This is a genomic window from bacterium, assembly GCA_016702305.1.
Lineage (GTDB): Bacteria > Electryoneota > RPQS01 > RPQS01 > RPQS01 > JABWCQ01.
Genome location: JADJEH010000017.1, coordinates 149,514 through 173,383, shown reverse-complemented (window position 1 = coordinate 173,383; position 23,870 = coordinate 149,514). Strand labels below are relative to the sequence as shown.

Below are 23,870 nucleotides of genomic sequence, written 5' to 3'. Positions count from 1 at the left end.
TGTGTAACTAAAACGGCGACTCCATCGAGTCGCCGTTTTCGGTTTACTTGTGTTTTAGCCGCGCGGGCCAGAGAAAGTGTTTGGGTGAGACGCGCGTCGTGACTTTTCTGTGGTAGTGCGCCGCCAGTCGCTGCACCTCGTCTTCAATGGCGCCGGACGAAACGAGCAGCTCGCGTACGTGGGCTAAGTCCATTGCGCCTTTGATCAACACTTCAGCTTGCGGATGCGTGGGTTCGCTTTTGGTCAACCCTGAGCGGTTCCACGGCTCGACTTGCTCGGCGAACATGGACTGCAATCCAGCAACGCCGGAGGTCACATGCGCTCCGAAATCCTGCGCGGCGGAGACGGGACAGAAGAGTGTGTCCTCGCGTTCGACCAACTTCAGGTCGAGCACGAGATGCACCCACTCAACCTGCCACGCCGAGCGCGAACGTGCATAGAGCAACTCGAAGTTCGGCGTCGTTACCGACGCATTAATATAGTCCAGACCGACGGCGAACTTCTCGAGCCGCGCCGGATCGTGGAGCAGGCGCTCAGCCTTGTCTCCGAGCCGTGTGCGCAGGCCGCGCGCCGTGTCGAGCAGGCCGTCTGCGAACATTTGCGGCAGGTTGATGGTCAGGTGCGTGCTGTGCAGCAGAAGATCAATTTCACGGCGCGCCAATTCCCGCGCCGGTGTAACCGGACCGAATAGCATCACACGGTACGCAAGCGGCGATAGTGCGCGATCGTGTAAGCCGCGACCGCCAGACAGATGCTCGACGTGACGGCCAATGCGATCCGCGCATCAAAGGCATCGGCCAATGCACCGAGCAGGAACGCGCCAATGGGGCCGAAGCCTAAGAAACTGGATGTATAGAATCCCAGCACGCGCCCGCGCAGATGATCCGGCGTGAGCTGCTGCAGGAGCGTGTTGGTCGAGGCGAGCATCGCGATGCCCGAGAACCCCGACATGGCCAGGGCGATGACCGAGACCTCAAATTGCTTTGAGAGCGAAAAGATGAGCAATCCCAGACCAAGTCCGGCCATGCCCATCATCACAACCCAGCCGCGTTTGCTCTCCTGATCCATCGAGGCCTGCCACAGCCCGCCCAACAGCGCGCCGATACCTCCGGCGGCCATCAGCACACCGAGACCTTCGGCGCCTGTGTTGAGCACAATGTCGGCGACCATCGGCAACAAGGTGGTGTAGGCGAAGCCGAAGATGGAAAAGATGATGACGTTGCGAATCAGAACGCGCTGAATCGGCGAGCGGCGCACGAAGGTATAGGCGTCGCGCAACTGCTTCAGAATCGGCTCGCTGGTATCGCCACGCGGATCAGGGAGATTGCGCATCAGCGACAACGTGACGATCAGCGCGAAGTACGACACGGCGTTGGCCAGGAAGCAGGCGCCCTCGCCAACCAGTGGTACCATAATTCCGGCCAGTGAGGGCCCGACCAGACGCGCGGCATTAAAAGTCGAGGAGTTCAGCGCGATCGCATTAGGCCGATCCTCTTTACCGACGAGATCCGTGACAAACGACAGCCGCGCCGGCGCGTCGGCGGCCATGAAGATGCCGGAGATGGTGGCCAGAATCAGGATGTGCCACTCGGTAATCCTACCGGCAAAGGTCAGAATCGCGAGGAGGAGCGCACAGATAGCCAAACCGGTTTGTGTGACAAAAAGCACCGTTCGTTTTGGTGCGCGGTCCACCAGCACTCCGCCGATGGAGCCGAGCAGAAGCGACGGAAGCTGGGACATCGCGCCGATTACGCCGAGCCACAGCGGTGATTCAGTGAGCCGCCAGACGAGCCAGCCTTGCGCCAGCGTCTGCATCCACGTTCCGGTAATGGACAGTGCGAAACCAGTCCAAAACAGGCGGTAGTTGCGATGCCGAAAGGCGCGGAAGGTCTGGCGGAGTGAGTTCACAGCTACTTCGCCGCCGCTCGGGCCAGGGCGTCCCAGAAACCCGCCAGTTGGGCGGCGTTCCATAGGTATTCAGATTCCCGTGCACCACCTTTGCCACGAGCCATGGCCAGCCACGTCGTGCGCTGCGAGGCGTTCCACGACTTTGACTCATCAAGAGCCAGCAGGTAGGCGCCCTGCTGCGCCACCCAGAAGCGTTCGTGCGGCGTCATCGCGGGCAACGCCTGGCCGAGCCGATCTTCCACGGCCTTCAGAATGCGTTTTGAAAAACCGCCATCGCGGGGGCCGAGCTTGGCCAGCACATCCGCCGCCAGCAGCGCCACATCTTCCAGCGGATACTCTTTGTAAAGCGCGGTTTCCTGGTGTTTCAGACTCAAGGCGATATCCGCGTCAGCGATCTTTTTGAGCGAGGTCAGCGGTGCGCGATAGCCCTTCTTGGCCAGCACTTTCTTGCGTTCGGCCTCAACGAGCTTGCGCAGTTTCGCGTCGGTCGAGCGCAGGCCCAGCTTGTCATAGAACCAGTAGGCACCCGAAGCCAGGGCCTCGTCGTTTTCATATCCAATCTGATATTTTCGGGCGACAACCCACGGCGCCGGACAAAATGCGCGCGCGGCCCGCACGAGTGAGCCGTAGATCCAGGCCGCCTCACCGCCGCGGAAGGTGTCAAACAGGTTGAGCGCAATCTCCAGCCGCGCCGGATGCATGCCGCCGCCGCCGTAGCTGATGGGCACACCGTTCTTGAGCATCATGAAGCCCCAACCGGCTTCTATCGGCAGCCGCCATTCGACGGTATTGAACCACAGCAACAATGTGCCGCCGCGATCCAGTTGAATCTCGTAGAGCTCGGCTGGATTGCCGTGTGTCGCGCCGTAATACTCGCGCAGGCGCACCGTGAGCGTGCCATGCACGACGTTGAGCAGCTCTTGGCCGCGCTTGGGCGAGACCGGCGGCGGGAGTTCGAGCGGCTTGGCAATTTCGGTGGCAAAATCGTACTTCTGCTTGGCCAACTCGGGCGACCAGATCCACAGCTCCTTAGGCCGCGGCAGGGCTGTGCGCGTTCGAGACGGTCCCGCAGGCGTCAACGTCGCCCCGACCATCAGGCTGGCCTCGTTGTAAAGATGATCGCCGACCTGCCCCGGAAAGGCCTGCGCGAAGCGATCCAAGAGCAAAGACAACACGGTATCCCCTCCGGCGGCGCGTTCAAGGATGTCGCGCACCGTCAGCGCTTCCGAATCTGCGGCGTCCGCCTCGGCGGGTTCCAACAATAGCCATAGCAGGCCCGCCAGCGGGTCGTGCTCCTTGTTTTCGTAATCTTCCCAGTCCAGTTCCACCTGTCGTCCCAACTGCCCCTGAACGAAGCGCGCATTGCCATAATCGAAAGCGTAGTAGAGCTTCGTCCCGACGATGCCCGTCTGCATCATGAGATCGGACAGTTCGGGTGTGATGCGCTCGTGGAAGTGCGCCAACTCGCGATCAGCCAGACGGCGCACCGCATCCGATACGGGATAGGCCTTGTAAAACAGCAATTGATCATGATACACCAGCAGCGTTTTGGCCGTGTGCTTGACGAGCGCAAGTTGCCGCAGCAGTTCGAGCGTCTCATCAGGCGTCGGACGCAGCAGCAATTTCTTAAAAAGGGCTTGCGGGGACATGCAGGACTCCATAAGGGAAAGTTATAGACAGAATATAGCAGGCTATGCGTAAAATAACAAACGGTCTGGATTACTCCAGACCGTTTGCGTATTCAAGCAAGCGAAAACCGAATTACATCGGCATCGGCGAGGCAGCCTTCTTGGTGGCTTTCTTGCGACGCTTGGCGGCTTTCTTCTTAGTCGCCTTCTTAGCCGTAGCTTTCTTCTTGGTGGCTTTCTTCTTGGTCGCCTTCTTAGCCGTAGACTTCTTGGCGGCTTTCTTCTTGGTGGCTTTCTTCTTGGTCGCCTTCTTGGCCGTGGCCTTCTTGGCGGCTTTCTTCTTGGTGGCTTTCTTCTTCGTAGCCTTCTTCGCCGTGGCCTTCTTCTTGGTGGCCTTCTTCTTGGTCGCCTTCTTGGCAGGGCTCATGCGGATTTCTCCTTCGCTGAGTGATCGGGCAGAGACTCGTTCGAGAACAGGATGTTTTGTGTCCAGACAGGAAGCGGCTGCGCTGCCCGAGTTCCGCATGCTTCCTACTGTGCAGACTCCGGGCTCGTGCGGCGAGCATTTCGGCGTCTGTACCGGCGGCTTCTCGAAAGATGTCGCACAGTATCTATGATCGCGTACCCCACGCGGGGACGTTCATCGCGTATGTCTGGTGGGCCGTCAAGCGTGGACAGGCCCAGTCTCAGGATTCGGCTTTTCGTCGCAATCTATAGCAACAAATGGGCCGATTTTCAGCAAAGTTAAGCAGATGGGGGCCGGATTGGCCGACCCATGTACCGCATGCGCCGCCGAATCACAGCGGAGCTATCAATGTAAGATTCTGAAAATCAGAACACTTACAAACGATCAATCGGGAAGTTTGCCGTCGCAGAAAATTTTCAAATTCTTTGGCAACACAAACCATGAAAGATCGTTGTACGCGGCTATGATTTGCGTTTAGCCGCTTTGCGCGCGAGCTTCTCAGCCTTTCGTTGGGCTTTTTGCTCACGCTCTCGCTCGTGCGCCGCTTCATCGCGGGCCTCAATCAGCTCGGTCAGATAGCCGAGCGTCTCGCGCCGTTCGAGCGCCTGTTGCAGCAGATCATAGTCGCGCAGAGTAAAGAAGGAGCGCAACATGGGCTGAAAGAACAGCATGACCTGCGACCCGACGAAGTTCAGTGGTCGAGTGGTCTCAAGGAACAGAATGGCCGGCAGGGCGAAGCCCAAGCCTACCACTTTATCGGCCAAGCGCGCGAACAACTCAATTTGTTCGGGGCTCAGGTAGTCGGGCGCGGTGACATCTTTCATGATCCGTGCTCCGGCGACCCGGCGATGCGTTGGCGGATAAAATCGAGAACGGCGTCCGAATTGGGCGGCTCCATCAGCAGCAAACCGCGATGCCCGTCCAGCCGCGACGGCTGGGGAAACGGCGAGACGAACAGGCCGTTGGGATCGCGCTCGATGCGCTTGAGGTCGCGGAACAATTTGCGCCGTGACCAGAACCAGCGACGGACGAGAATGCCGTCATGGCTGATGGTGTAGCGCGTCGGCAGCCAGTAGGCCGTCGTCGTTCCCAGCAAGAAGACCGTGGCAAAGAATGCCCAGAGCGGATGCTCGAAAACCTTGAGCATGACGATGGGGACCACGATCAGCGTGAGGACGAAGACGATACGCCGGTAGCCACCTTGCCGCGGCGGATGCACGCTCCATTCAAAGATCACTGCACGATCAACGGACATGGCTCACCTGACCCATGACGCGCAAAATATAACTCTTGATAAAGCAAAACGCAAGTGCTTGCCAGAAAAAAGTTACGAATGTGCTTTGAGCCAATTCGCTCCCGAGCCGACGTCAACTTCAATTGGAACGGCGAGCGGCAGTGCGTTCACCATCTCGCGCCGGACCATTTCGGCGAGTCGTTGGACTTCCGTTGCCGGTGCTTCGAACACAAGCTCGTCGTGGACTTGCAGCAGCATGCGAGCGGCAAACTTTTCCTCTTTGAGCTGTTGAGCGATGCGCAGCATCGCGAGCTTGATCATGTCCGCGGCGCTCCCTTGGACCGGCGTATTGATGGCGATGCGCTCGGCGAACTCGCGGACCTGGCGGTTGGGATTCGCGATGTCGGCGATCTGCCGCCGCCGGCCCAGCAGCGTCACCACGAAGCCGTTCTCGCGGCATGTCTCGACGGTCCGGCGCATGAAGTCGCGGACTCCGGGGTAGAGCTGAAAATACTGTTCGCGGAACGCCTTGGCCTCGGCGCGCGGAATGCCAAGCTGCTCGGAAAGGCCGAAGTCTGTCTGGCCGTAGATGATCCCGAAGTTGACCGTCTTGGCAGCACGGCGCATGTCTGAATTCACATCCGCCAGCGCGACGCCGTAGATCTTGGCGGCGGTCTCACGGTGCACATCGCCACCCGATCGGAAGGCCGCAATCAGCGTTTCGTCGTTCGACAGATGCGCCATAATGCGCAGTTCGATCTGGCCGTAGTCGGCCGACAAAATCTGCCAACCGGATTCGCCTGCGATGAACGCTTCACGGATGCGTCGGCCGACTTCCGTGCGAATGGGAATGTTCTGCAAATTGGGATTGTTCGACGACAATCTTCCGGTGGCCGCAATGGTCTGACTGAAGGTCGTATGCACGCGTCCCGTGAACGGGTGCATAATCTCCGGCAGCGAGTCTACGTACGTGCCTTTGAGCTTGGCCAGAATCCGATAGTCCACCAACTTGGCCGGCAGTTCATGCATTGGCGCAAGGGCCGTCAGTGTATCCACGTCGGTCGAAGGTCCGGTCTTGGTTTTCTTCTGGACCGGGAGCCGCAGTTTGTCAAAGAGGATGGCCGCGAGCTGCTTGGGCGAGTTCAGGTTGAACTTCTCTCCGGCCGCCGCGCAGCACTCCTCTTCTAACCGCGCGAGGTCACGTTCAAGTTCCTTGGACATGTCCGCGAGCAGGGCCGTGTCGAGCCGAACGCCGGTAAATTCCATGTCGCGCAGCACCGCAGTGAGCGGCATTTCGATGTCGGAAAGCAGCGTTGCTTGCGTGCCGAGCTGCGGTTCCAGCGCATGCACGAGCCGGAGCGCATAGTCGGCATCCTCGCACGCGTAGTCGGCAATTTTTTCCAGATCAACGTCCAGCATCGAGCCTTGGTTCTTGCCCGAACCGATCAAATCCGAGGTGGGAATCTTGGACAGTTTGAGGTAATCGCGCGTCAACTCGTCAATCGAGAGCGAGCGGCTGCCGGGGTTCAACAGGTACGCGGCGATCATCGTGTCGAACGAAAGAGAGGCGACGACGATGCCATACGAGAGGTATACGAGGGCGTCGTACTTGACATTCTGCCCCGCTTTGGGCACACTCGCGTCCTCGAGCAGTTCGGCGGCAATCTCCAGATAAGCAGCGAGTGCGCCTTCGGCCATCTGTCCGTAGCGGATGAAATCGCGTGTGCCCTGCGGCGCGCCGTCGAAGTGCGCCATTGAGATGTAGTATGCCTCTCCTTCCACGACGGCGAAGCTCGCGCCGACCAATTCCGCCAGCAGCGGATCGGCGGCCGTGGTCTCGACATCGAACGACAAGAGCGGTTTGTCGCGCCGCCACTGCTCCACCAATTTGCGGAATTCTGCGGCGCTGCGAACGATGTGATAGTCCCGTTGCGTCGCCTGTGTGTTGGCTTCATGCAACAAGTTGGCGGGTGCTGTGCCGCGCAAACGTTCGAGCAGACGATAGAGTTCGAGCTCGGTCAAGAGGCGTTCGATCTCGGGATTATAGAGCGGCTGGACGGTGAGCTCGTCGAGGTTGACTTGAATCGGCGCGTCGCAGTCAATGGTGACCAACTCACGTGACATGCGCGCAGACTCGGCATATTCAATCAGCGCATCCCGCAATTTAGACGGCTTCATCGTCGGCGCGGCGTTCAGCACCGCTTCGACCGATCCGTATTCCTTGACCAGCTTCACCGCCGTCTTTGGCCCCACGCCCGCCACTCCGGGGACATTGTCCGACGTGTCGCCCATCAGCGCCAGCACATCAATGACCTGCTGCGGCGGCACGCCGAAATTTTCTTCGACATCTTTGGGCGACCAGATCAGGGTGCCGTCGGATTTCGGATTGTAGAGCTTAACCTGTTCGGTGACGAGCTGCTGATAATCCTTGTCGCCGGTCACCATATAGACCAGATAGCCCTGCTCATCGGCGCGCTTCGACAGTGTGCCGATGACATCATCCGCCTCCCAACCGGGCAGGGCCAGAATTTTCAGACCAGTCGCCGCCAGCACCTGATCCAATCGGCCCAACTGGTCCACCAGCTCCTCGGGCATTTTCTGGCGGGTGGCTTTGTATTCAGTGTAGGCCTTATGCCGGAACGTGGGTTCGGCGGTATCAAAGACGATAGCCAGATGGGTCGGCTGCTCTTTTTCAATGAGCGAGATCAGTGTATTGAGAAAGCCGAAGATGGCCGAGGTGATTTCGCCGCGCGAATTGACCAGCGGATTGCGCAGAAACGCAAAATGGGCGCGGTACATCAGGGCCGAGCCATCTATCAGGAACAGGGTGTGTTCGCGGTCAGTCATAAGAAACAGGATTTCGGGCTTGACTTTTTGAGCACAAAGCCCCTCATTGCAGAGTCAGGGAGTTTTTTGGAACAATCGTTAGAACAAGAGGATAACCATGTCGGAACCCACGCCGCAGCGCCCGCATCAGATCAATGTCAGCGTAGATGAGAAGGTCGCCGAAGGCATTTACTCGAATCTCGCCTTAATTTCGCACAGTCCTGCCGAGTTTTTCATTGACTTTGCGCGCATGGTGCCCGGGACGCCGAAGGCCTCGGTCCACGCTCGCATCATCATGACGCCTTCACATTGCAAGTTTCTCTTGAACGCGCTCAAAGAGAACCTCGACCGCTACGAAAAGCAGTTCGGCGAAATCAAACTGCACGGCGGCCCGCCGCAATCCGGCGGACAGTTTGGCTTCCGCGCCGGCGGCGAACCCGAAGTTAAGTAACCGTGCCCGCTCCAGCGTAGACGCTGGACCCGCTGTGCTTTCGTCCGCGATGGACAGTGTCAGAACATACCAATAAAAGATTGGCGTCCGGAGGACCCATGACTGCGTATCGCATCTTCGTATTGCTTTCACTGGCCGGTCTCCTGCTGTCCTGCGACGAGGACAAGAAGGAGATTCGCGCAGTCATCCCCGTGGCGCCCAATCTTCTGGCCGCCACCCAGACCACCCAGAACTCGATTCGCCTGACTTGGAACGACCGATCCAACGACGAAGAGACCTTCGAGTTGGAAATGGCGATCAGCGGGCAATGGCATCTGCACACCACGGTGAATGCCGATATCACGACCTATCTTGTGGACGGCCTCGTGGCTGCGACGGAGTATCAGTTCCGCATCTTCGCCATGAATAGCGCGGGCCGCAGCGACCCATCCAACACATTAACGGTCAGCACGTCCGGGGACGATCCGCCTCCGCCTCCCGCCAACGTCATCGCCGAAGCGCTTGCGCCAACCGTGGTGCGGGTTGGCTGGTCCGATACGTCGCCTGTTGCCGTGACCTTTGTAGTCAGTCGTCGCACGGCCGTAAGTGCATGGGCCAATGTTGGTCAAGTTGGTGACAACATCGAGTCGTACAATGATTCGACCTGTGCGGATGCGACAGAATACTATTATCGTGTCGGTGCGCAGCTCGGAAATCTTTTGACATGGTCGCTCGACTCCGCCTCGGTCACCACGCCGACGCTTGGCGCGCCGCACGCTCCCTCCGAGCTGACGGCCATTGTTACCGTCGGCACGGGTGTGCGTATTTCGTGGCTGGACAACTCACTCGACGAGACCGAGTTCCACATCCGTCGCAACCAGGCCGGCAACTTCTGGGAGACGATAGATACGGTGGCGGCCAACACCGTGGAGTACTTCGACACGCTGGCCGAGAACGTCGCGATCTATAACTATCAAGTGCGCGCGAATAATTCGTTCGGCACTTCAGCCTGGTCCAATATTGCACAGGCGGATTATCGCTACTGCTCGGACGGCGCCGTGCCGATCTGTCTGTCGAACTACTGGCGTTACGAGGTGGATCCCAACGACGGCCCGGTGTATGTAGCCCGCCGCGAAGTCCGCGAAGTCGCCTATCCTGGCGGCATAGACTACTATCTGGTCGTGGAGTTTGTTGACGACACGACCGATACGCTGTTCTACTGGCGCAACTTTGCCAACGGCCTCTTTCAGGATGAGTTTCCGCTCGGCGGAGCGTCGGGTGAACTGCTCTTGCGCTCGCCGCCGGGTTCGGGTTTCTGGAACTTTGAAGGCGACAGCGTGATCGTGGCTACCAGTAACGTGACTGTGAACGTCAACGGCACGACGTACACAGGTGTGACGATCTACCAGCGGTTCGACCGCGGCAGCAATTACAGCATCAAATACTACCTCAAGCCGCAGACGATCGGCATCATCAAAGAAGAAGAATACGTCGGCGCGGACCTGATTGTTCGTCGTGAATTAATGGACTACGAGATCCGCAACTGACCGGCCTGGACGCGGCTTCCATGCGCCGCGCTGCCCAGGCGTTACCTCCGTTCGGCCAGAATGGCCAGTCCGCCTTCCACCGCGCCGCCGTCCGGCTCGGTGATCCGCAACGGCAGATTACGCAAACGAATTTCCTCTACGAACAGCGGCTCCAGTACGGGCCGCTGTTCCCATAATCCCCCGCTGATCACGAGCGGCAACGCCGCCGTATTCTGCGGCATATCTTCCAACAGCCGTTCGACCTGATCCACCAGTTCGAGCACGGCGTGCTGCAAGATGTCCATCACGTCCGGCTGTCCTCCCGCGAATTGAAACACAAGCGGCGCCAGTTCCGCCCAGCGCGTCGGTCCGAAGTCCTCGCGATAGACCTTTGTAATGATGTCCTGCGTGGATTCGATGCCGAGCTTTTCCAGTACGGCGGCGTGAAACGGCGACAGTTCAGCGCGTTCACCTTCCCATAAGCAATGCCGCAGCGCCTCGCGTCCAATCCACGCGCCGCTGCCCTCATCTCCGAGCAGCGGACCCCAACCACCCGCTCGGAAGAATTCGTGGCCGTGCGGATTCTGGTAGAAGGCAATCGAGCCTGTGCCGATAATCAACAGAATGCCGCGCTCGCCGCGACAAAATGCGCCGGCATACAGCAGATGGGCGTCGGTGACGACGTGCGGACGCAGCTTCGGCCACAGGTCCTGCGCCACGGACAGGGCGAGATCTCGTTCGTTCTGGCGGCCTACACCGGCCAGTCCGCACACGACTTCCCGCGCCGCGCGCGCTTCCGGCAGCAGCGTCAACAAATCAGACAGCGCCGTGCGCAACCCGACCGGCCCGAGCCGCACCACATTAGAAGGACCGGCGCTGTGCTGTCCGAGGATGGTGCCGTCAGCGGCGACCACCCAGCCTCGGGTTTGCGTTCCGCCGCCGTCCACGATGAAGTAGGTTTCCATATTAGACAAGTTACAGCTTTCCTCTATATATGCAACTCAAAAGGCCGGAGCGCACCGCTCCGGCCTTTTTGTATCTACACGCGGGAGCATCCCACAGCGGGTGCCCCGACAAGATAATTGATCAGCTTTTCTTCTTCTTCTTGACCGGCCAGACGATTTCGACTTTCCAGCGGTCTGCGCCGGGCTCTTTGCCGCCGACGGAGTGATAGACTTCCATCGGTGCGCCCGTCCACTCGTACTCGTTGGCTTCCGCGTACTTGGTCAATTCAGTCCAGACGTTCATCGCCGAGTTCGGATGACCTTCATAGGTGACCGTCAAGGCATCCATCGCCGGCAGCTTCTCGACCGTTACCTCGGGGGTCGGCTCATTGTCGTCGGCAATCGGGACGCACCACTTCGACGTGAGATCGGTAGGCTTAGTCGTGGTCGGGTCTTGATACCAAACCGCGAACATAGCGCCGGCGGGTTGGATACTCTTCTCTGCGGTGTAATTGATCACGCGCGTCGAGCCGTTCATGACCATGGCGTCAATCGCGCCTTCGTAGTCTTTCTCGCCCCATCCGCCTTCGGGGGCGAAGTCGGCGGCTTTGACATAGGCGGTCGCGGCAATCATGGCGGGTTTGGTTTCAAACGCGATCTCTTTGACGATCTTCGCGGTGGCGGCCGGTTGGGCCGAGCCATTCTCTTCGGCGCGGCTCAGATTGGCAAGGCAAGCGGTCAGGATCAGGACTGCGAGACTCAGGTACTTCATTTTCTCCCTCTTGTGCAGTGTCGGTTGATCAGGTTATTTCAGTCAAGTGATACGATGTGTGTCGAATTGTCCGGCGGCTTCGAGGCGCGCGAGATATTCGCCGAGCGGGGATTTAGCGCGAAGCGCGGTTCCTCGCCGGAATCTGCAACGCAATTAGTTTTTTGTCAACAGGTCAAGCACTACGCGGTCAGCCTTGGGAAAGGCATAGCGCCGCAGCTCCGTGGGCAATACCCACTTGGCATCGGCGGCATGCACAAGCTGTAACTCACCGCCGCTGTGGGTGCATTCGAAGCAATGCAGCGTTATTTTAAAGTGCGTGTAGGCGTGCTTAACGCTGATCACATGCGCCCCAACTTCGACGTCAATGGCAAGCTCTTCACGCAGCTCGCGGCGCACGCACTCTTGCAAAGACTCGCCCGGCTCTTGTTTGCCGCCGGGGAATTCCCACAGTCCGCCCAGCAAACCGTGCAGGGGCCGCTTCGTAATCAGGATGCGTCCGTGTTTGCGCACGATGGCCGCGCCGATGTCATAGTGCGGCGTGGTCGGTTTCGCAGGCTTGCGCGGCAGCACGGTAACGTCCTTAAGCGTCTTGCGCCCGGCACACGCGCGTCGCAGCGGGCAGTTGTCGCACAGCGCTTCGCGGGGTTTACACACCGTTGCGCCAAGCTCCATCAGCGCTTCATTCACCGCGCCTGGCGCCAGGCGCGCCTTGACCGCAGTCTGCATCCACTCTTCGGCCACGCGGCGCAGTCCCTGATGCACGTCGCGCTCAGTGATGAAGCCGTGCTCGGCGGTCACTCGCGCGATCACCCGTTCGACATTGCCGTCCAGCACGGGAACCGCTTCCCCAAACGCCAGCGAGGCAATCGCCGCCGACGTATACTCACCGATACCCGCGAGTTTTTTCAGTTCCCCGCTCGTGCGTGGAATACCGCCGCCCTGTGCCACGACCTGTTTGGCCGCCTTATGCAGATTGCGCGCGCGTGCATAATATCCGCAGCCTTCCCAGACTTTCAAGACGCTGTCCAACTGTGCGGCGGCCAGCGCTTCGACCGTGGGAAACGCCGCGAGGAAGCGATGATAATACGGCTCCACCGTGGCTACCTGCGTCTGCTGCAGCAAAATCTCGCTGATCCATATATGATATGGATCGCGCGTGTTACGCCACGGCAAATCGCGTTTGACGCGTTCAAACCACTCGGCGAGACTGCATAGAGCCGTTGCGGACAGACTCACGCGCGTGCCTGTGACTCTGCGCCGGTCGCCCGCGCTGTTACGCTGTCAAATTTGGTCATTCAATGAGAAACCGCCTGTGGTGGAGACCACAAGCGGCGCGCGATTAGTTGTGGGAGGGTTTACCGAGATCGAGTTCCAACAGCAATTTTATGGTGTCGGAGACTGGTTCAAGCCGTTTTTTTTTATTCGGATCATCCGTCAGCCACCACGCCTGCACGGTTTCCGATCCGTCAAGCCAGATCCGCATCATGCGCCGGTTTGTGATGACCAACACCGACTTGCCGTCGCGCGATCGCTTGGCACGCTGGCGATCCCACAGCAGATAGCTTCCTCCAAGCAGGCATAGCGCCAGCCAGCCGAACATCAGCGATAGACCGAGCACACGCGCCGTCGGTTCAATCGCCGCGCCGACAATCAGCACAAATGGCGTGAACAGCATCATCGTCTTGAGGACAAAGAACTGGCCCATGCGGCGCTGACGGCGCGGCAACGGCCAGTCCTCAATCGAGACCACATGCTCAGCCTTGTTCAGATTCTGAAACAATAGGTCGAGCAGTTCACCGGCGTCCTGATGAACGGCCATGAACGTCTTGTGGCTTAGCTCCCCGCGCGAGTAGCGCTGAAGCGTATCAAGGTCGAGCGATTTCACGAGTTCGGGATTAGGGTCTCATCCTGTGAATTCACAATATAATAAACTCCTCTTGCGAGCGCAACCGCCAGAACCCCGCTCCCCAACTGCGCGGGGCTGCCGAGGGCGGTTTTGGCGCTAAGTGGAGTAATTCGCCGTGATTTGCACCCACCTTGCGGGAGGAGGGGGAAACTGCTATATTTAACTCAATTTAGCGCGAGAAGATTCCGGAGGAGTGGGCGTGCGGCGAACAATCTGGCTGATAGGCCTGCTACTTTGGGTCGGAAGCCCGGCGGTCCGCGCTCAGGAGCCGCCCGACTCAATGCGAGTCCCGCCCACTGCCGATACGTTAATTTCAGTTGATAAAACAATTTACGTGATTCCCGCCGGGCCGGTGGCCGGTACTTTTTCGCCCGCCAGCCGACTGTCTGTTGTAGATACTGTGGCAGGGTGGGCGAAAATAGTGCTCGAAGGCTGGGTTCCGGTCGGCGACGTGCTCGGCCGGATGGGAGCCGCTCCGCTGGATCAGGCCGGGTTTGAGACCACCAAACCAGCGGTTCGCCAGCGCTGTGTTGCCGTGACGAGCAAAGGGAAACGCTGCAAGCGCAAGTCCGAACCGGGGAGCGACCGTTGCTGGCAACATCAAGACTGAAACGGGGACTACTATTTTTCTTGTTGCTGAGCGGCGGTGCCTGGGCCCAGTCTGTTCCGGTCATTGCTACGGACTATGAATGGCAGTTGACCCAGCCGGGCCGGACGCTTTTCCGTGACCGTCTGCCTGTAGGTAGTATTGAATTGGTGGCCGGGCGCAAAGAGAAGGCAACTGGTGAAGTCTTGCAGGTTCTGACCGACATCGCGTTCGAACCCGGTGATACCGTGCGCTTTTTTGCGGTGAATTTCCGCTTAACGGCGGGGGAGCAGGGCCTGATTGAGGCGCTGGCGGATGCCGCTGAACTGCCTGGACTGATCGGCGCGGCCCGATATGCCATCGAGACCTCCAAGAACATCGCAGGCACCGAGCGCGCCGAGACCCTTGTCACCTATCGCACGCGCTCGGGTTTCGCTCTGAACCTGCTGCACTTCGGCACGCAGCAGCAGTTGAGTGTCGAATGGCCGGACGTCCAGCACGCCGGGCGGATCGAGCGCATCATTAATGCCGACCAGCTCTCTTTGTTTGCCGATCTGCTTGATCTGACCATCTTTGAACTCAACCGGCAGGGTGCCGGTCTCAAATTGAAAACTGCCAAACCATAGACATACGCCGTGCGCTACTTAGATCTTACAGAAAAGACCAAATCACTGCCGCTGGGCAAGCACGTGATTGCCGAGTTGGAGACAGGCCGCGTGACGATTGAAAACGTCGGTTCGCGCCACCATTACATGTCGCCTCGATCCGAATACCGGCTGGTCATCGAGACGGGCGGCAAGCGGTTCACGCCCCGTCACGGCGACTTCCTGAGTGATGTTCAGCTTAAGAGCGAAACGCGCCCGGATCTCCGGTTAGCGCTGTTTGATTCGTGCGATGCGCTGTGCAACGGTGCCGCGCCATCCGAGCTCATGACGAGCAAGAAGCTGCCGGCCTATTTCGGGGACATCACACCGGAAAGTTGGTCCCTGCAAAGCACTCAGCAACAGATGGGCGGCCTGTCAACTGAGTTGCTTCTGCATGGCCTGCAAGGCCTGATTCGCGTATTCGACTTGAACGATCCGACGTTGAAAGCGCCCGAGACCTTTCGCAAGGCCTTTCTGGACCTGCAAGGCGGTATGCCGCCTCATGAAGCGGCGCAGCGTCTGCGTCCGCAAGTCATGGGCGGCAAGCGCTACTTCGACGCGCTCGAGCGGTCGTAGTGGAAGAATTCAGCAGGGGGCAGGCATTGGCAACCCTCTTGTGTGAGTGCATGTGCTCGATCTGACTTTGCAAATTGTCTTGTGGGGATCAATCACCCTGCTGCTGCACACTCTCGTGTTGTACCCATTATCGTTGCGACTATTACCGCGGAAGTATGATCTGGATCCGCCGGAGCAACCCGACAATGAGTTACCGAGTGTGGCGCTGCTAATTGCGGCATACAACGAATCTCTCGTCATCGCCCGCAAAATTGGCAACAGTTTCGCGCAGGACTATCCACAGGAGAAGTTGGAGATAATTGTCGGATCAGACGGGTCCACGGATGGAACGGACGAAATTGTTAAGAGTTTTGTCGATCCGCGTCTCCGATTAGTTCGATTGGACGGTCGCAATGGGAAGCCACTTGGTCCTGAATCGCCTTGTCGCGGAAACTCAGGCCGGATATCGTAGTAATCACCGATGCCGATGTCAAGCTTGATTCTCAGGTCTTGCGCAAGATGCTGCCGTCACTTTGCTGATCCTCGCATTGGCGTAGTTTCCGCCGGCTGGTATATTATGCCAGTGACCGACGCGGTTTTCGGAGGCGAAGGTGAGCAGTACGCAGCGCACATCAATGTTACGAAAGCACTCGAGAGTCAGGTCGGCGGCGTTTCCGGTGGTACGGGCATGTGTTTGGCAATTCGGCATAGTTTATACCAGCCGTTTGCACCGGGCTCGGCCAACGATGACACCACGCCCATGTTGTGGGCTGTCTTAGCTGGGAAGCATGCGGTGTGGGACCCGAACGCGAAAGCGTACGAACATGCAAGTCGCTCGTTTCGGGAGGAGTTTCGTCGGAGGATTCGTATCGGCGCCGGGAATTTCCAGACATTAGCGCGATATTGGCGCGTGCTGCTGCCCCGCTACGGCATCGCTGCCTATACGTTCACTTCGCATAAGGCAATTCGCTGGACGATGCCCTTTTTGATGATCGCGATCCTTGTCACGAGCCTTGTCTTTGCGGGAAATTGATCCTGTATCGCGGCGTACTGGTAGTTCAATTGATAGGTTACGCGATTGCCGCGCTCGGTGCTCTCTTAGTTGCATTCCGTATTAAGCTGCCGCCCGTTACATCGCTGTTTCACTTTGTGGCAATGAATGCGGCGCTGTTCTTGGGGTTCTTTCGATATCTGAAGCAGGGCGATCGCAAATTCGTTTGGGAACCTACGGCGCGCACATGAGCACCAAGACCAATCGCATTTCGTGGGACGAATATTTCTACAATATCGTCAATCTGGTGTCCATGCGTTCGGCCTGTTTGCGCCGCGCGGTGGGGGCGCTGATCGTGCGCAACAATCAGATTCTGGCCTCGGGCTATAACGGTCCTCCGGCGGGGCATCCGCATCCGGATGAACTGGGCGGCTGTGAGCGGGACATCGAAGGCATCAAATCGGGCGAGCGGCTGGAGCTGTGCATCTGTTTGCATGCCGAGCAGAATGCACTCTTGCAATGTGCCCGCAACGGTGTGCCGGTGGACGGCGCCGACATATATGTGACGGTATTTCCTTGCCCGATTTGCGCTCGCATGATCGCAAACTCCGGGATTAAACACGTGAAAGTATTCGGCAGCTACCCGGGCGAAGAACGCAGCCGCCGCGTGCTGGAGAATGTTGGCATAAAAGTTGATTTGCTTGACGTCAGCGGTTTTCGCGCCCCGCTGGTTGGTCCGCATGGTTGGGAAACAGACGCGGACAAAGGAACCAAATAGTCTCACCGATCGCGAGCCTCGCGCCACGAATCGCTCGCAAGAACTAACCACCAGAAAAAGGGGAAACGCATGAAGAGATGGAGAGCAAGTGTATCGCGCTGGATTGTATTTAGCGTGATCGTCGCGGCGGCGGTGTTTGTGGCCGGCTGCGAAAAGGATGACGACGATGATGATGATCCGCAGCCGACGTATCCGCTGACCGCGGATTATGGTGACGATGTTGCCAACGCGTGGGTGCAGACGAGTCGGCAGATGGTGAAAGTGGCGCCGGTGACGCCGCCGGTTGCGGCGCGCGCTTACGGCTATTTGGGACAGGCGATCTACGAGGGCGTTGTCAACGGCATGCCTAACCACATTTCGCTGCACGGCCAAATCAACGGCATGCCGCCGGTTCCCGCTACGAATCCGAACCTTGAGTATCATTGGCCGTCGGTCGTCAACAAGGCTGCCTATGATATTTTGACGTTCCTGTTTAACGGGAATGCCAATGCGATTCCATTGGCCGACGCGCAATTCACGGCGCTGCATAATCAGTACGCGGAAACGGTGGACCCGACCGTGCTTGAGCGCTCCGAGTCCTATGGCCAGTTGGTCGCCACGGTCATTGAAGTGTGCGCCGAGCAGGATGGCTATGCTACCTTGCATAATTGCAGCTACGATTGGACGGCGCATGCCGGTCCCGGACTCTGGGAACCGACCCCTCCGGGTATGGTGACCAGCCCCGTTGAACCGTGCTGGGGCGAGATGCGGCCGTTTGTGTTGGACAACGTGGACGCCGACTGTTATCCGGTCGCACCGCCGGCCTATTCGACCGATCCGACCTCGGCTTTCTACCTGGAGATGATGGAAGTCTATCAGACCGCCGGTGCCGACAGTACGCCCGAGCAGCAGACCATCGCGCGCTTCTGGGCGGATGGCGGCGGCACAACGACTCCGCCGGGCCATTGGATGAATATCACGAACATGATTCTCAATATGGAGAATGGCGATCTTGCAGATGCAGCCGAAGTTTACTGCAAGGTCGGCCTGGCCGTGAACGATGCCTTCATTTCCTGTTGGAATGCCAAGTACCAGATGAACTACCTCCGCCCAGTGACGGCGATCAACGATTTGATCCCGGGCGCGGAAAGCTGGCTTCCCCCGATCGCGACGCCGCCATTCCCGGAGTGCACCAGCGGTCACTCGACGCAGAGTGGCGCGGCTTATGTCGTTCTCACGGACTTTTTTGGAGTAGTCGCTTTCTCGGACACGACCGCGAACCCGTATGGCCTCCCCGCGCGCAGCTTCGATAGCTTCGAGGATGCGGCTTGGGAAGCGGCCTACTCACGCCTCTACGGCGGGATTCACTTCCGCACGGCTTGCGAAGTCGGCGTGTCGCAGGGTGAGTGCATCGGTGCGGCTGTCAATGCCCTCCAATTCCGCGCAAATTCTTGATGAAACAAGCAATTGCCTGACGATTAACCGGGCCGCACAACGCGGCCCGGTTTTTTTTCGCGGGTTTCACAAGAAAGCCACGAAGCTCGGCGGCCGTACGTGGCGGACGACGGCGGCCTGTACATCATGGCTGTCGGAGGCACTAATAGTTTGATTATATAACAATTGCGACAGTGCCTGCCGAATCGTACGACAACTTGGCCCGGAATCGTGCGGGAATCACACAGAATCCACAAAGTGGTTTGCCATGCGCCTTTGGACATTGACATTTGTGGGTGATTGCGGTAATTTTAAAGGTTGTCTCGGGACTATACACAAGCTATAAGGAGCTGTGCAGATGAGAATTCGTAATGGTCTTTGGCGGGGGGTGTCCACACTATTCCTGCTATTGGCATTGGCGACGGCGGCTTTTGCCGTTACCGAAGCCGAAGTCGCGTACATTAAGGGCAAGGTCGAACAGGGTCTGACTTTCAGCCGGGCGGATCTGGACCTTGCAGAGCGTATCAATGCGGAAAGCGATAGCTATATCGATGTCGCAACCGCATGGGGACAGTTCAAGGGCACGCCGCAAAACGAGCAGCCGCGCACGCCGCGCCGCCCGTTGGATGTCTACGTTGTAACTGAAGCGGCGATGGACTGGTTTGACATCGTGGACCTCGGCACCGCAGTTCCGTTGGGCGACGACGCCCAGACGCAGATCGTCCTGCCGTTCCAATTCACGTTCTACGATGTCACGTACGGTAATGCGTGGTTGGCATCCAATGGCTACTTGGCGTTCGGCACGAGCCCGTTCAGCAGCCTGGGCAATGTCACGATTCCGTCGGCGACGGATCCCAATGGCGCGATCTTCATGTTCTGGGACGACCTCGATCCGGACGGCGGCAATGCCGGGCAGATCTACACGTATCACGACGAAGCGAACGATCGTTTCATCGTTCAGTTTGAAGCTGTTCAGCACTTCCCGTCCGGTAATCCCGAGACTTTCCAGTGCATTATCTACGAAAACGGAAACATCCGTTTGCAGTACGAAACCGTGTCCAACTCGGCAAGCTGCTCGATTGGTATCGAGAACGCCAGCGGTACGGAAGGCGAAGAAATCTGCTTTGACAATGCCGCGTGCGTCACGAGCGGTTCGGCTTGGGAAATCACGCAGCCGGACGGTGTTCCCAATCCGCCGACGAACGTCGTCGCGAATCCCGGTCAGACCAACGTGACCTTTACGTGGGACGATCCCACCACGGACACGAACGGCAACCCCCTTACCCCGAACGGCATTCAAGTGTGGCTGGGACCGGTGGAAACGGGCACGCTGCTCGCGACCGTTGGCGCGGGCACGGAAACGTACACGACCGGCGACCTGGGTTCGGGCAGCTTCACCTTCAACCTTCGCGCGGCGGGGGGAGCCTTCTTCAGCGCCGCCGTTACGGTGACCGCTGTCGTTGGTAATCCGTCTTACTTCTCGGATTTTGAAGCGGACAATGGCCAGCTTGTCCCTGACGCCGGTTGGGAATGGGGCACGCCTTCCGCGGTCGGTCCGGCCTCGCCCTTCAGCGGAACGCATTGCTGGGGCACAATTATCGCGGGCAACTATGCGAACCTCGCCTGCTACAATCTTGACTTGAATCAGGAGTTGACCGTAGGTTCGTCGGAAGCCACGATGGAATTCCGCATGTGGCAGAATAGCGAGAACTTCTGGGACGGTATGAACATCAAAGTCAGCGTGGACGGCGGCGCGACTTGGGAAATCGTTACGGACGTTACGCCGGTCTACAATGAAGACGCGATGAATGGCAATGACGCCTGCATGGCCGACGAAGTTGCGTGGAGCGGTGACCAATCCACGTTGGGCTGGCGGCTTGTTACTGTGAACTTGGGTGCGTACGTGGGCCAGACGCCGATCATTCGCTTCGCGTTTGGTTCGGACGGCTCCGTCACGCCTCCGGGCTTCTATATTGACGACCTCACGCTGTGGGGCTTCGGTGAACCTGAGTTTGCGTCGGTGTCCGGCACGGTATCGCTGGATGGCGGTGCTGGTGCGGTGACCTCGGTATCGGTACGGGCCAATGGTATTGGCAACCCGACGACGAATCCCGCCGGCAACGGCGCCTATTCGCTGCCGCAGGTGCTCGTCGGAAATCGAATCATTACCGGCTCACTGGTTGGTTACCATGATGCGGTGACTACCATCGCCCTCGGCACAGGTGGTGCAACGAACGTCAATCTGTCGCTGATGCGCCTCGATCCGCCGATGCCGACCGGCCTCGTGGGTTCGGTCAACAGCACGACGGGTTTGGTGACGTTGAATTGGGACGACTCGGTCGATCCGCTGGTGGATGTCTATCCGGTCTATCGCCGCTTGCAGGGTGAAGATACGTGGGTGCAGCAGGGCACGCCGGGTACGTCGGGTTATACGCAGACGTTGACGGTTGCCGGAATCTACGAATATGCGGTTTCCGCGCGTGACAACGGCGTTTCGACGCCGGTGGAATCGGATGCGACAGACCCGATCACGATTCTCTACGGCGCACTGCCGCCGGTGGGTACTTCGGCCAGCGGTAATTACGATGATCGCATCGTGCTGAACTGGTTTGCTCCGGGAACGCCGCCGGAATTTGAGCTATCCTATGACGACGGCACGAACGAAGTCCAAGGTATCGCTTGGTGGGGCGGTACCCCGACCTTTGGCTGGATGGCGGCCAAGTTTGAGACGACCGGTGGCACCGCGACCGTCACGCGTGTCAAGCCCTTCTGGAGTGACGACGCGGCCGTTCCGTTTGACGTGGACGTGGAAGTTGCCGTGTTCAATGACGTCGCCGGCGTTCCGACTTTCGAGCCGTTGGGTGTAACGACCTTTACCAAGGCCGGCCCCGGCACGTTCCAGGACATCGAATTGGCGGAACAAGTGACAACCGAGGGTGCGGCATTCTGGGTTGGCGTACGGCAAATTGGCGCGAACCCGCTCGGTTTGGGTGGCGACAACGACACTCCGTTTATCAACAACACTTTCAAGTACAGCTTCGATGGTACTGCATGGACGGCGTTCGAGCCCGGCCTGCTCAGCATTCCGATGCTGCGCTGCTTCGCTATCGGCGACTTCGGTGCGCTGGTGGAATTGTCGCCCGCTCCGATTAATGTGACGGAAGAATCCCTGCCCATCCGCGAAGTAACGATCAAGAGCGAGAAGGGCGTGTCGCGCAGCATCGTGGGCGTCCCGAATGCACTGACCACCTCGACTTCTCCCGAATTGCTGGCGGATATGACGGCCCGCGGCGCGCGTGCGATTGCCTCGCGTCCGGCCAACATCCAGCCCGCGCAGCGCGACCGTGACGGTCGTCATGCGCTGGACGACGTGACCCACTATCGCATTCGTCGCGATGGCACGCAGATCGCCGAAATTCTCGCGACACTGACCACGTACACCGATCTGAACCGCGTCGAGAACACGCAGTACACGTACGAAGTCCGCGCGCTTTACGACAACGGTCAGGAATCCACGAACAACCCGACGATCACGGCGCGTTGCAACATGCGCCCCGCCGCACCGACAGGACTGGCCGCCAATCCGTTGGGCACGACGCAGATGGCCTTGGCCTGGTCGGCTCCCACCACGAATGCGGACGGATCCAACCTTGTAGACCTCGCCGGTTTCCGTGTCTATCGTGACGGCACGCAGATCGGGACCACGGCTGCCGGTGTGCTGACTTACACCGATACTCCGCCCGACGCGCAGACGTTCTACACGTGGACGGTGACCGCCGTTGACGAAGTGCCGAACGTGTCCGATCCGTCGGATGCCGCGATCGGCGCCGTTGTCAGCCCGTGGGAAGTTGTGGACTTCGAATGGACCGATATCACAGCCAATGGCACTGTCATTGTCAACGCCGACGACATCAACTCCGGTCTCATGGCCCTGCCGTGGGAGTTCACGTACTACGGAACGGCTTACAACCAGTTCAGCGTCTGCTCGAACGGCTGGCTGTCGTTTACCAGCATCAGCAACAGTCTCGGCGGCACGATGCCGTCCGCGACTGAACCCAACGCGACCGTTGCCATCAATTGGATGGACTTGAATCCGGGCACAGGCGGCGATGTCTACATGTATGACGACGTGGCCAATGATCGTCTGATCATCTCGTGGGTTGATGTGCCGCAGTTTGGCAACCCGGCCAACGTGTACTCGATGCAGATCGTTCTCGCACCGCCGACGTCGATTTACTTCTACTATCAGTCCGTGGGCGCGACGCTGGGCACGGTCGGTGTTGAAAACTCCGATGGTACGGACGCGATCGCGTTGTGGCAAGGCGGCGTCGGCGCGTTCCAGCCCGCCAATCAGACCGGCGTCGGCTTCTGGGCCGGCCCGTCGGGTGCGGTGGCTGGTCTCGTGCGCGAGTTTGGCTCCAACGCTCCGGTGCCCGGCGCCGAAGTGTGGGTTGAAGAGCTCAACGAGTTTACGGTGACGGACGCACAGGGCAACTTCGCGCATTCGGTTGAGCCCGGTTCGTACACGCTCCGCGTGCACAAACAGGGTTACTGCGACCAGATCTTCGAAGATGTGGTGGTGGATGACGGCGGCACGACGACGCGCAATGCGAGTCTCCGTCAGCCGAACGCGACCTTCAGCGTCAGCACGGTGAATATTCTCACGCAAGTCGGTCAGAACGCGCAAGGTTCGTTTGAAATCACGAACCCGGCCGCTTCGTGCGAAGTGTCCTACGAAATCACGACCAATCAGCAGTGGTTGACCGTTAATCCGGCCAGCGGCGACGTGAATGCCAATCAGGCGCAGATGATCACGGTCAATGGCGCCACGTCGGCGTTCGCTCCGGGCGACTACACGGCCACGATCACGGTGAACCACAACGACACCAACAATCCGTATCTGATTCCGGTGACGATTACGGTGTCGCTTGACGCCAACGATAACTCGGTGATTCCGACCGAATTCGCCCTGAAGTCGAACTATCCGAATCCGTTCAACGCTTCGACGTCGCTGCGCTTTGATGTGCCCAGCGAGTCGCGCGTTTTGATTACGATCTACAACGTCGCCGGCCAGGAAGTCGCGCGCCCAGTGGATCAGACGATGCCGGCGGGCAGCCACTCTGTGTTGTACAATGCGGAAAACCTGCCGACAGGCATGTACCTCGTCAAGATGAACGCAGGCGAGTTTAGCGCCGTGCAGAAGATGCTGTTGCTGAAGTAATTCTCGACGGCATCGGTGGAAAACAGCAGACCCCGCTCAATG

General features: G+C 58.9%; 21 protein-coding genes. 10 read left to right on the top strand and 11 right to left on the bottom strand.

Going from position 1 to position 23,870, the window contains the following annotated elements:
- Positions 1-43 precede the first annotated feature (43 nt).
- The 7 genes from IPH10_11825 to polA form a co-directional block, all read right to left on the bottom strand.
- Positions 44-694 carry a DUF4433 domain-containing protein gene (locus IPH10_11825; GenBank protein ID MBK6911595.1) on the bottom strand — a complete coding sequence of 217 codons (651 nt, stop codon included), beginning with the start codon at positions 692-694 and terminating at the stop codon, positions 44-46.
- Positions 694-1,908 carry an MFS transporter gene (locus tag IPH10_11820; GenBank protein ID MBK6911594.1) on the bottom strand — a complete coding sequence of 405 codons (1,215 nt, stop codon included), beginning with the start codon at positions 1,906-1,908 and terminating at the stop codon, positions 694-696. Before IPH10_11820 ends, IPH10_11825 begins: the two co-directional genes overlap by 1 nt.
- Before the next feature lie 2 nt (positions 1,909-1,910).
- Positions 1,911-3,557 carry a hypothetical protein gene (locus IPH10_11815; protein ID MBK6911593.1) on the bottom strand — a complete coding sequence of 549 codons (1,647 nt, stop codon included), beginning with the start codon at positions 3,555-3,557 and terminating at the stop codon, positions 1,911-1,913.
- A 112-nt stretch (positions 3,558-3,669) separates the two neighbouring features.
- A complete protein-coding gene (locus IPH10_11810) occupies positions 3,670-3,963 on the bottom strand; it encodes a hypothetical protein (protein ID MBK6911592.1) in 294 nt (97 codons plus the stop codon).
- Positions 3,964-4,463: 500 nt separating this feature from the next.
- Positions 4,464-4,826, bottom strand: coding sequence for a hypothetical protein (locus tag IPH10_11805; GenBank protein MBK6911591.1), 363 nt, complete (start codon positions 4,824-4,826; stop codon positions 4,464-4,466).
- On the bottom strand, positions 4,823-5,257 hold the full coding sequence (locus tag IPH10_11800; GenBank protein MBK6911590.1) for a hypothetical protein: 435 nt from the start codon (positions 5,255-5,257) through the stop codon (positions 4,823-4,825). Before IPH10_11800 ends, IPH10_11805 begins: the two co-directional genes overlap by 4 nt.
- 72 nt (positions 5,258-5,329) lie before the next feature.
- Positions 5,330-8,083: a DNA polymerase I gene (gene polA / locus IPH10_11795; protein ID MBK6911589.1), complete on the bottom strand. Its 2,754-nt coding sequence runs from the start codon at positions 8,081-8,083 to the stop codon at positions 5,330-5,332.
- Positions 8,084-8,180: 97 nt separating this feature from the next.
- Between polA and IPH10_11790 the strand changes: the two genes are divergently transcribed.
- Both IPH10_11790 and IPH10_11785 read left to right on the top strand, forming a co-directional pair.
- Positions 8,181-8,513 (top strand): DUF3467 domain-containing protein, encoded by a 333-nt coding sequence (locus IPH10_11790; protein ID MBK6911588.1) that lies wholly within the window; start codon positions 8,181-8,183, stop codon positions 8,511-8,513.
- 98 nt (positions 8,514-8,611) lie between these two features.
- Positions 8,612-10,039, top strand: coding sequence for a fibronectin type III domain-containing protein (locus tag IPH10_11785; protein MBK6911587.1), 1,428 nt, complete (start codon positions 8,612-8,614; stop codon positions 10,037-10,039).
- Between the two features lie 41 nt (positions 10,040-10,080).
- Here the strand turns inward: IPH10_11785 and IPH10_11780 are convergent, their stop codons facing one another.
- From IPH10_11780 to IPH10_11765, 4 genes are all read right to left on the bottom strand, one after another.
- Positions 10,081-10,992 (bottom strand): hypothetical protein, encoded by a 912-nt coding sequence (locus IPH10_11780; GenBank protein ID MBK6911586.1) that lies wholly within the window; start codon positions 10,990-10,992, stop codon positions 10,081-10,083.
- 112 nt (positions 10,993-11,104) lie between these two features.
- The gene (locus IPH10_11775; GenBank protein ID MBK6911585.1) at positions 11,105-11,734 is read right to left on the bottom strand and encodes a GyrI-like domain-containing protein; all 630 of its coding nucleotides are present in this window, start codon (positions 11,732-11,734) and stop codon (positions 11,105-11,107) included.
- A gap of 153 nt (positions 11,735-11,887) precedes the next feature.
- Entirely contained in the window at positions 11,888-12,970 is a 1,083-nt protein-coding gene (gene mutY, locus IPH10_11770) for an A/G-specific adenine glycosylase (GenBank protein ID MBK6911584.1), read from the bottom strand.
- Between the two features lie 103 nt (positions 12,971-13,073).
- Positions 13,074-13,619 carry a hypothetical protein gene (locus tag IPH10_11765; protein MBK6911583.1) on the bottom strand — a complete coding sequence of 182 codons (546 nt, stop codon included), beginning with the start codon at positions 13,617-13,619 and terminating at the stop codon, positions 13,074-13,076.
- Positions 13,620-13,839: 220 nt separating this feature from the next.
- On the opposite strand from IPH10_11765, the gene IPH10_11760 reads away from it, so the two are divergent.
- The 8 genes from IPH10_11760 (at position 13,840) to IPH10_11725 (ending at position 23,828) form a co-directional block, all read left to right on the top strand.
- Positions 13,840-14,250, top strand: a complete 411-nt coding sequence (locus tag IPH10_11760; protein MBK6911582.1) for a hypothetical protein — start codon at positions 13,840-13,842, stop codon at positions 14,248-14,250.
- On the top strand, positions 14,229-14,852 hold the full coding sequence (locus IPH10_11755; GenBank protein MBK6911581.1) for a hypothetical protein: 624 nt from the start codon (positions 14,229-14,231) through the stop codon (positions 14,850-14,852). The genes IPH10_11760 and IPH10_11755 overlap by 22 nt, the downstream gene beginning before the upstream one ends.
- A 9-nt stretch (positions 14,853-14,861) precedes the next feature.
- Positions 14,862-15,446: a hypothetical protein gene (locus IPH10_11750; protein MBK6911580.1), complete on the top strand. Its 585-nt coding sequence runs from the start codon at positions 14,862-14,864 to the stop codon at positions 15,444-15,446.
- A 52-nt stretch (positions 15,447-15,498) separates the two neighbouring features.
- On the top strand, positions 15,499-15,897 hold the full coding sequence (locus IPH10_11745) for a glycosyltransferase (protein MBK6911579.1): 399 nt from the start codon (positions 15,499-15,501) through the stop codon (positions 15,895-15,897).
- A gap of 24 nt (positions 15,898-15,921) precedes the next feature.
- Entirely contained in the window at positions 15,922-16,458 is a 537-nt protein-coding gene (locus tag IPH10_11740; GenBank protein ID MBK6911578.1) for a hypothetical protein, read from the top strand.
- 205 nt (positions 16,459-16,663) lie between these two features.
- Entirely contained in the window at positions 16,664-17,194 is a 531-nt protein-coding gene (locus IPH10_11735) for a dCMP deaminase family protein (GenBank protein MBK6911577.1), read from the top strand.
- A gap of 69 nt (positions 17,195-17,263) precedes the next feature.
- On the top strand, positions 17,264-18,628 hold the full coding sequence (locus tag IPH10_11730; GenBank protein ID MBK6911576.1) for a vanadium-dependent haloperoxidase: 1,365 nt from the start codon (positions 17,264-17,266) through the stop codon (positions 18,626-18,628).
- Between the two features lie 337 nt (positions 18,629-18,965).
- Positions 18,966-23,828 carry a carboxypeptidase-like regulatory domain-containing protein gene (locus IPH10_11725; GenBank protein ID MBK6911575.1) on the top strand — a complete coding sequence of 1,621 codons (4,863 nt, stop codon included), beginning with the start codon at positions 18,966-18,968 and terminating at the stop codon, positions 23,826-23,828.
- Positions 23,829-23,870 lie beyond the last annotated feature (42 nt).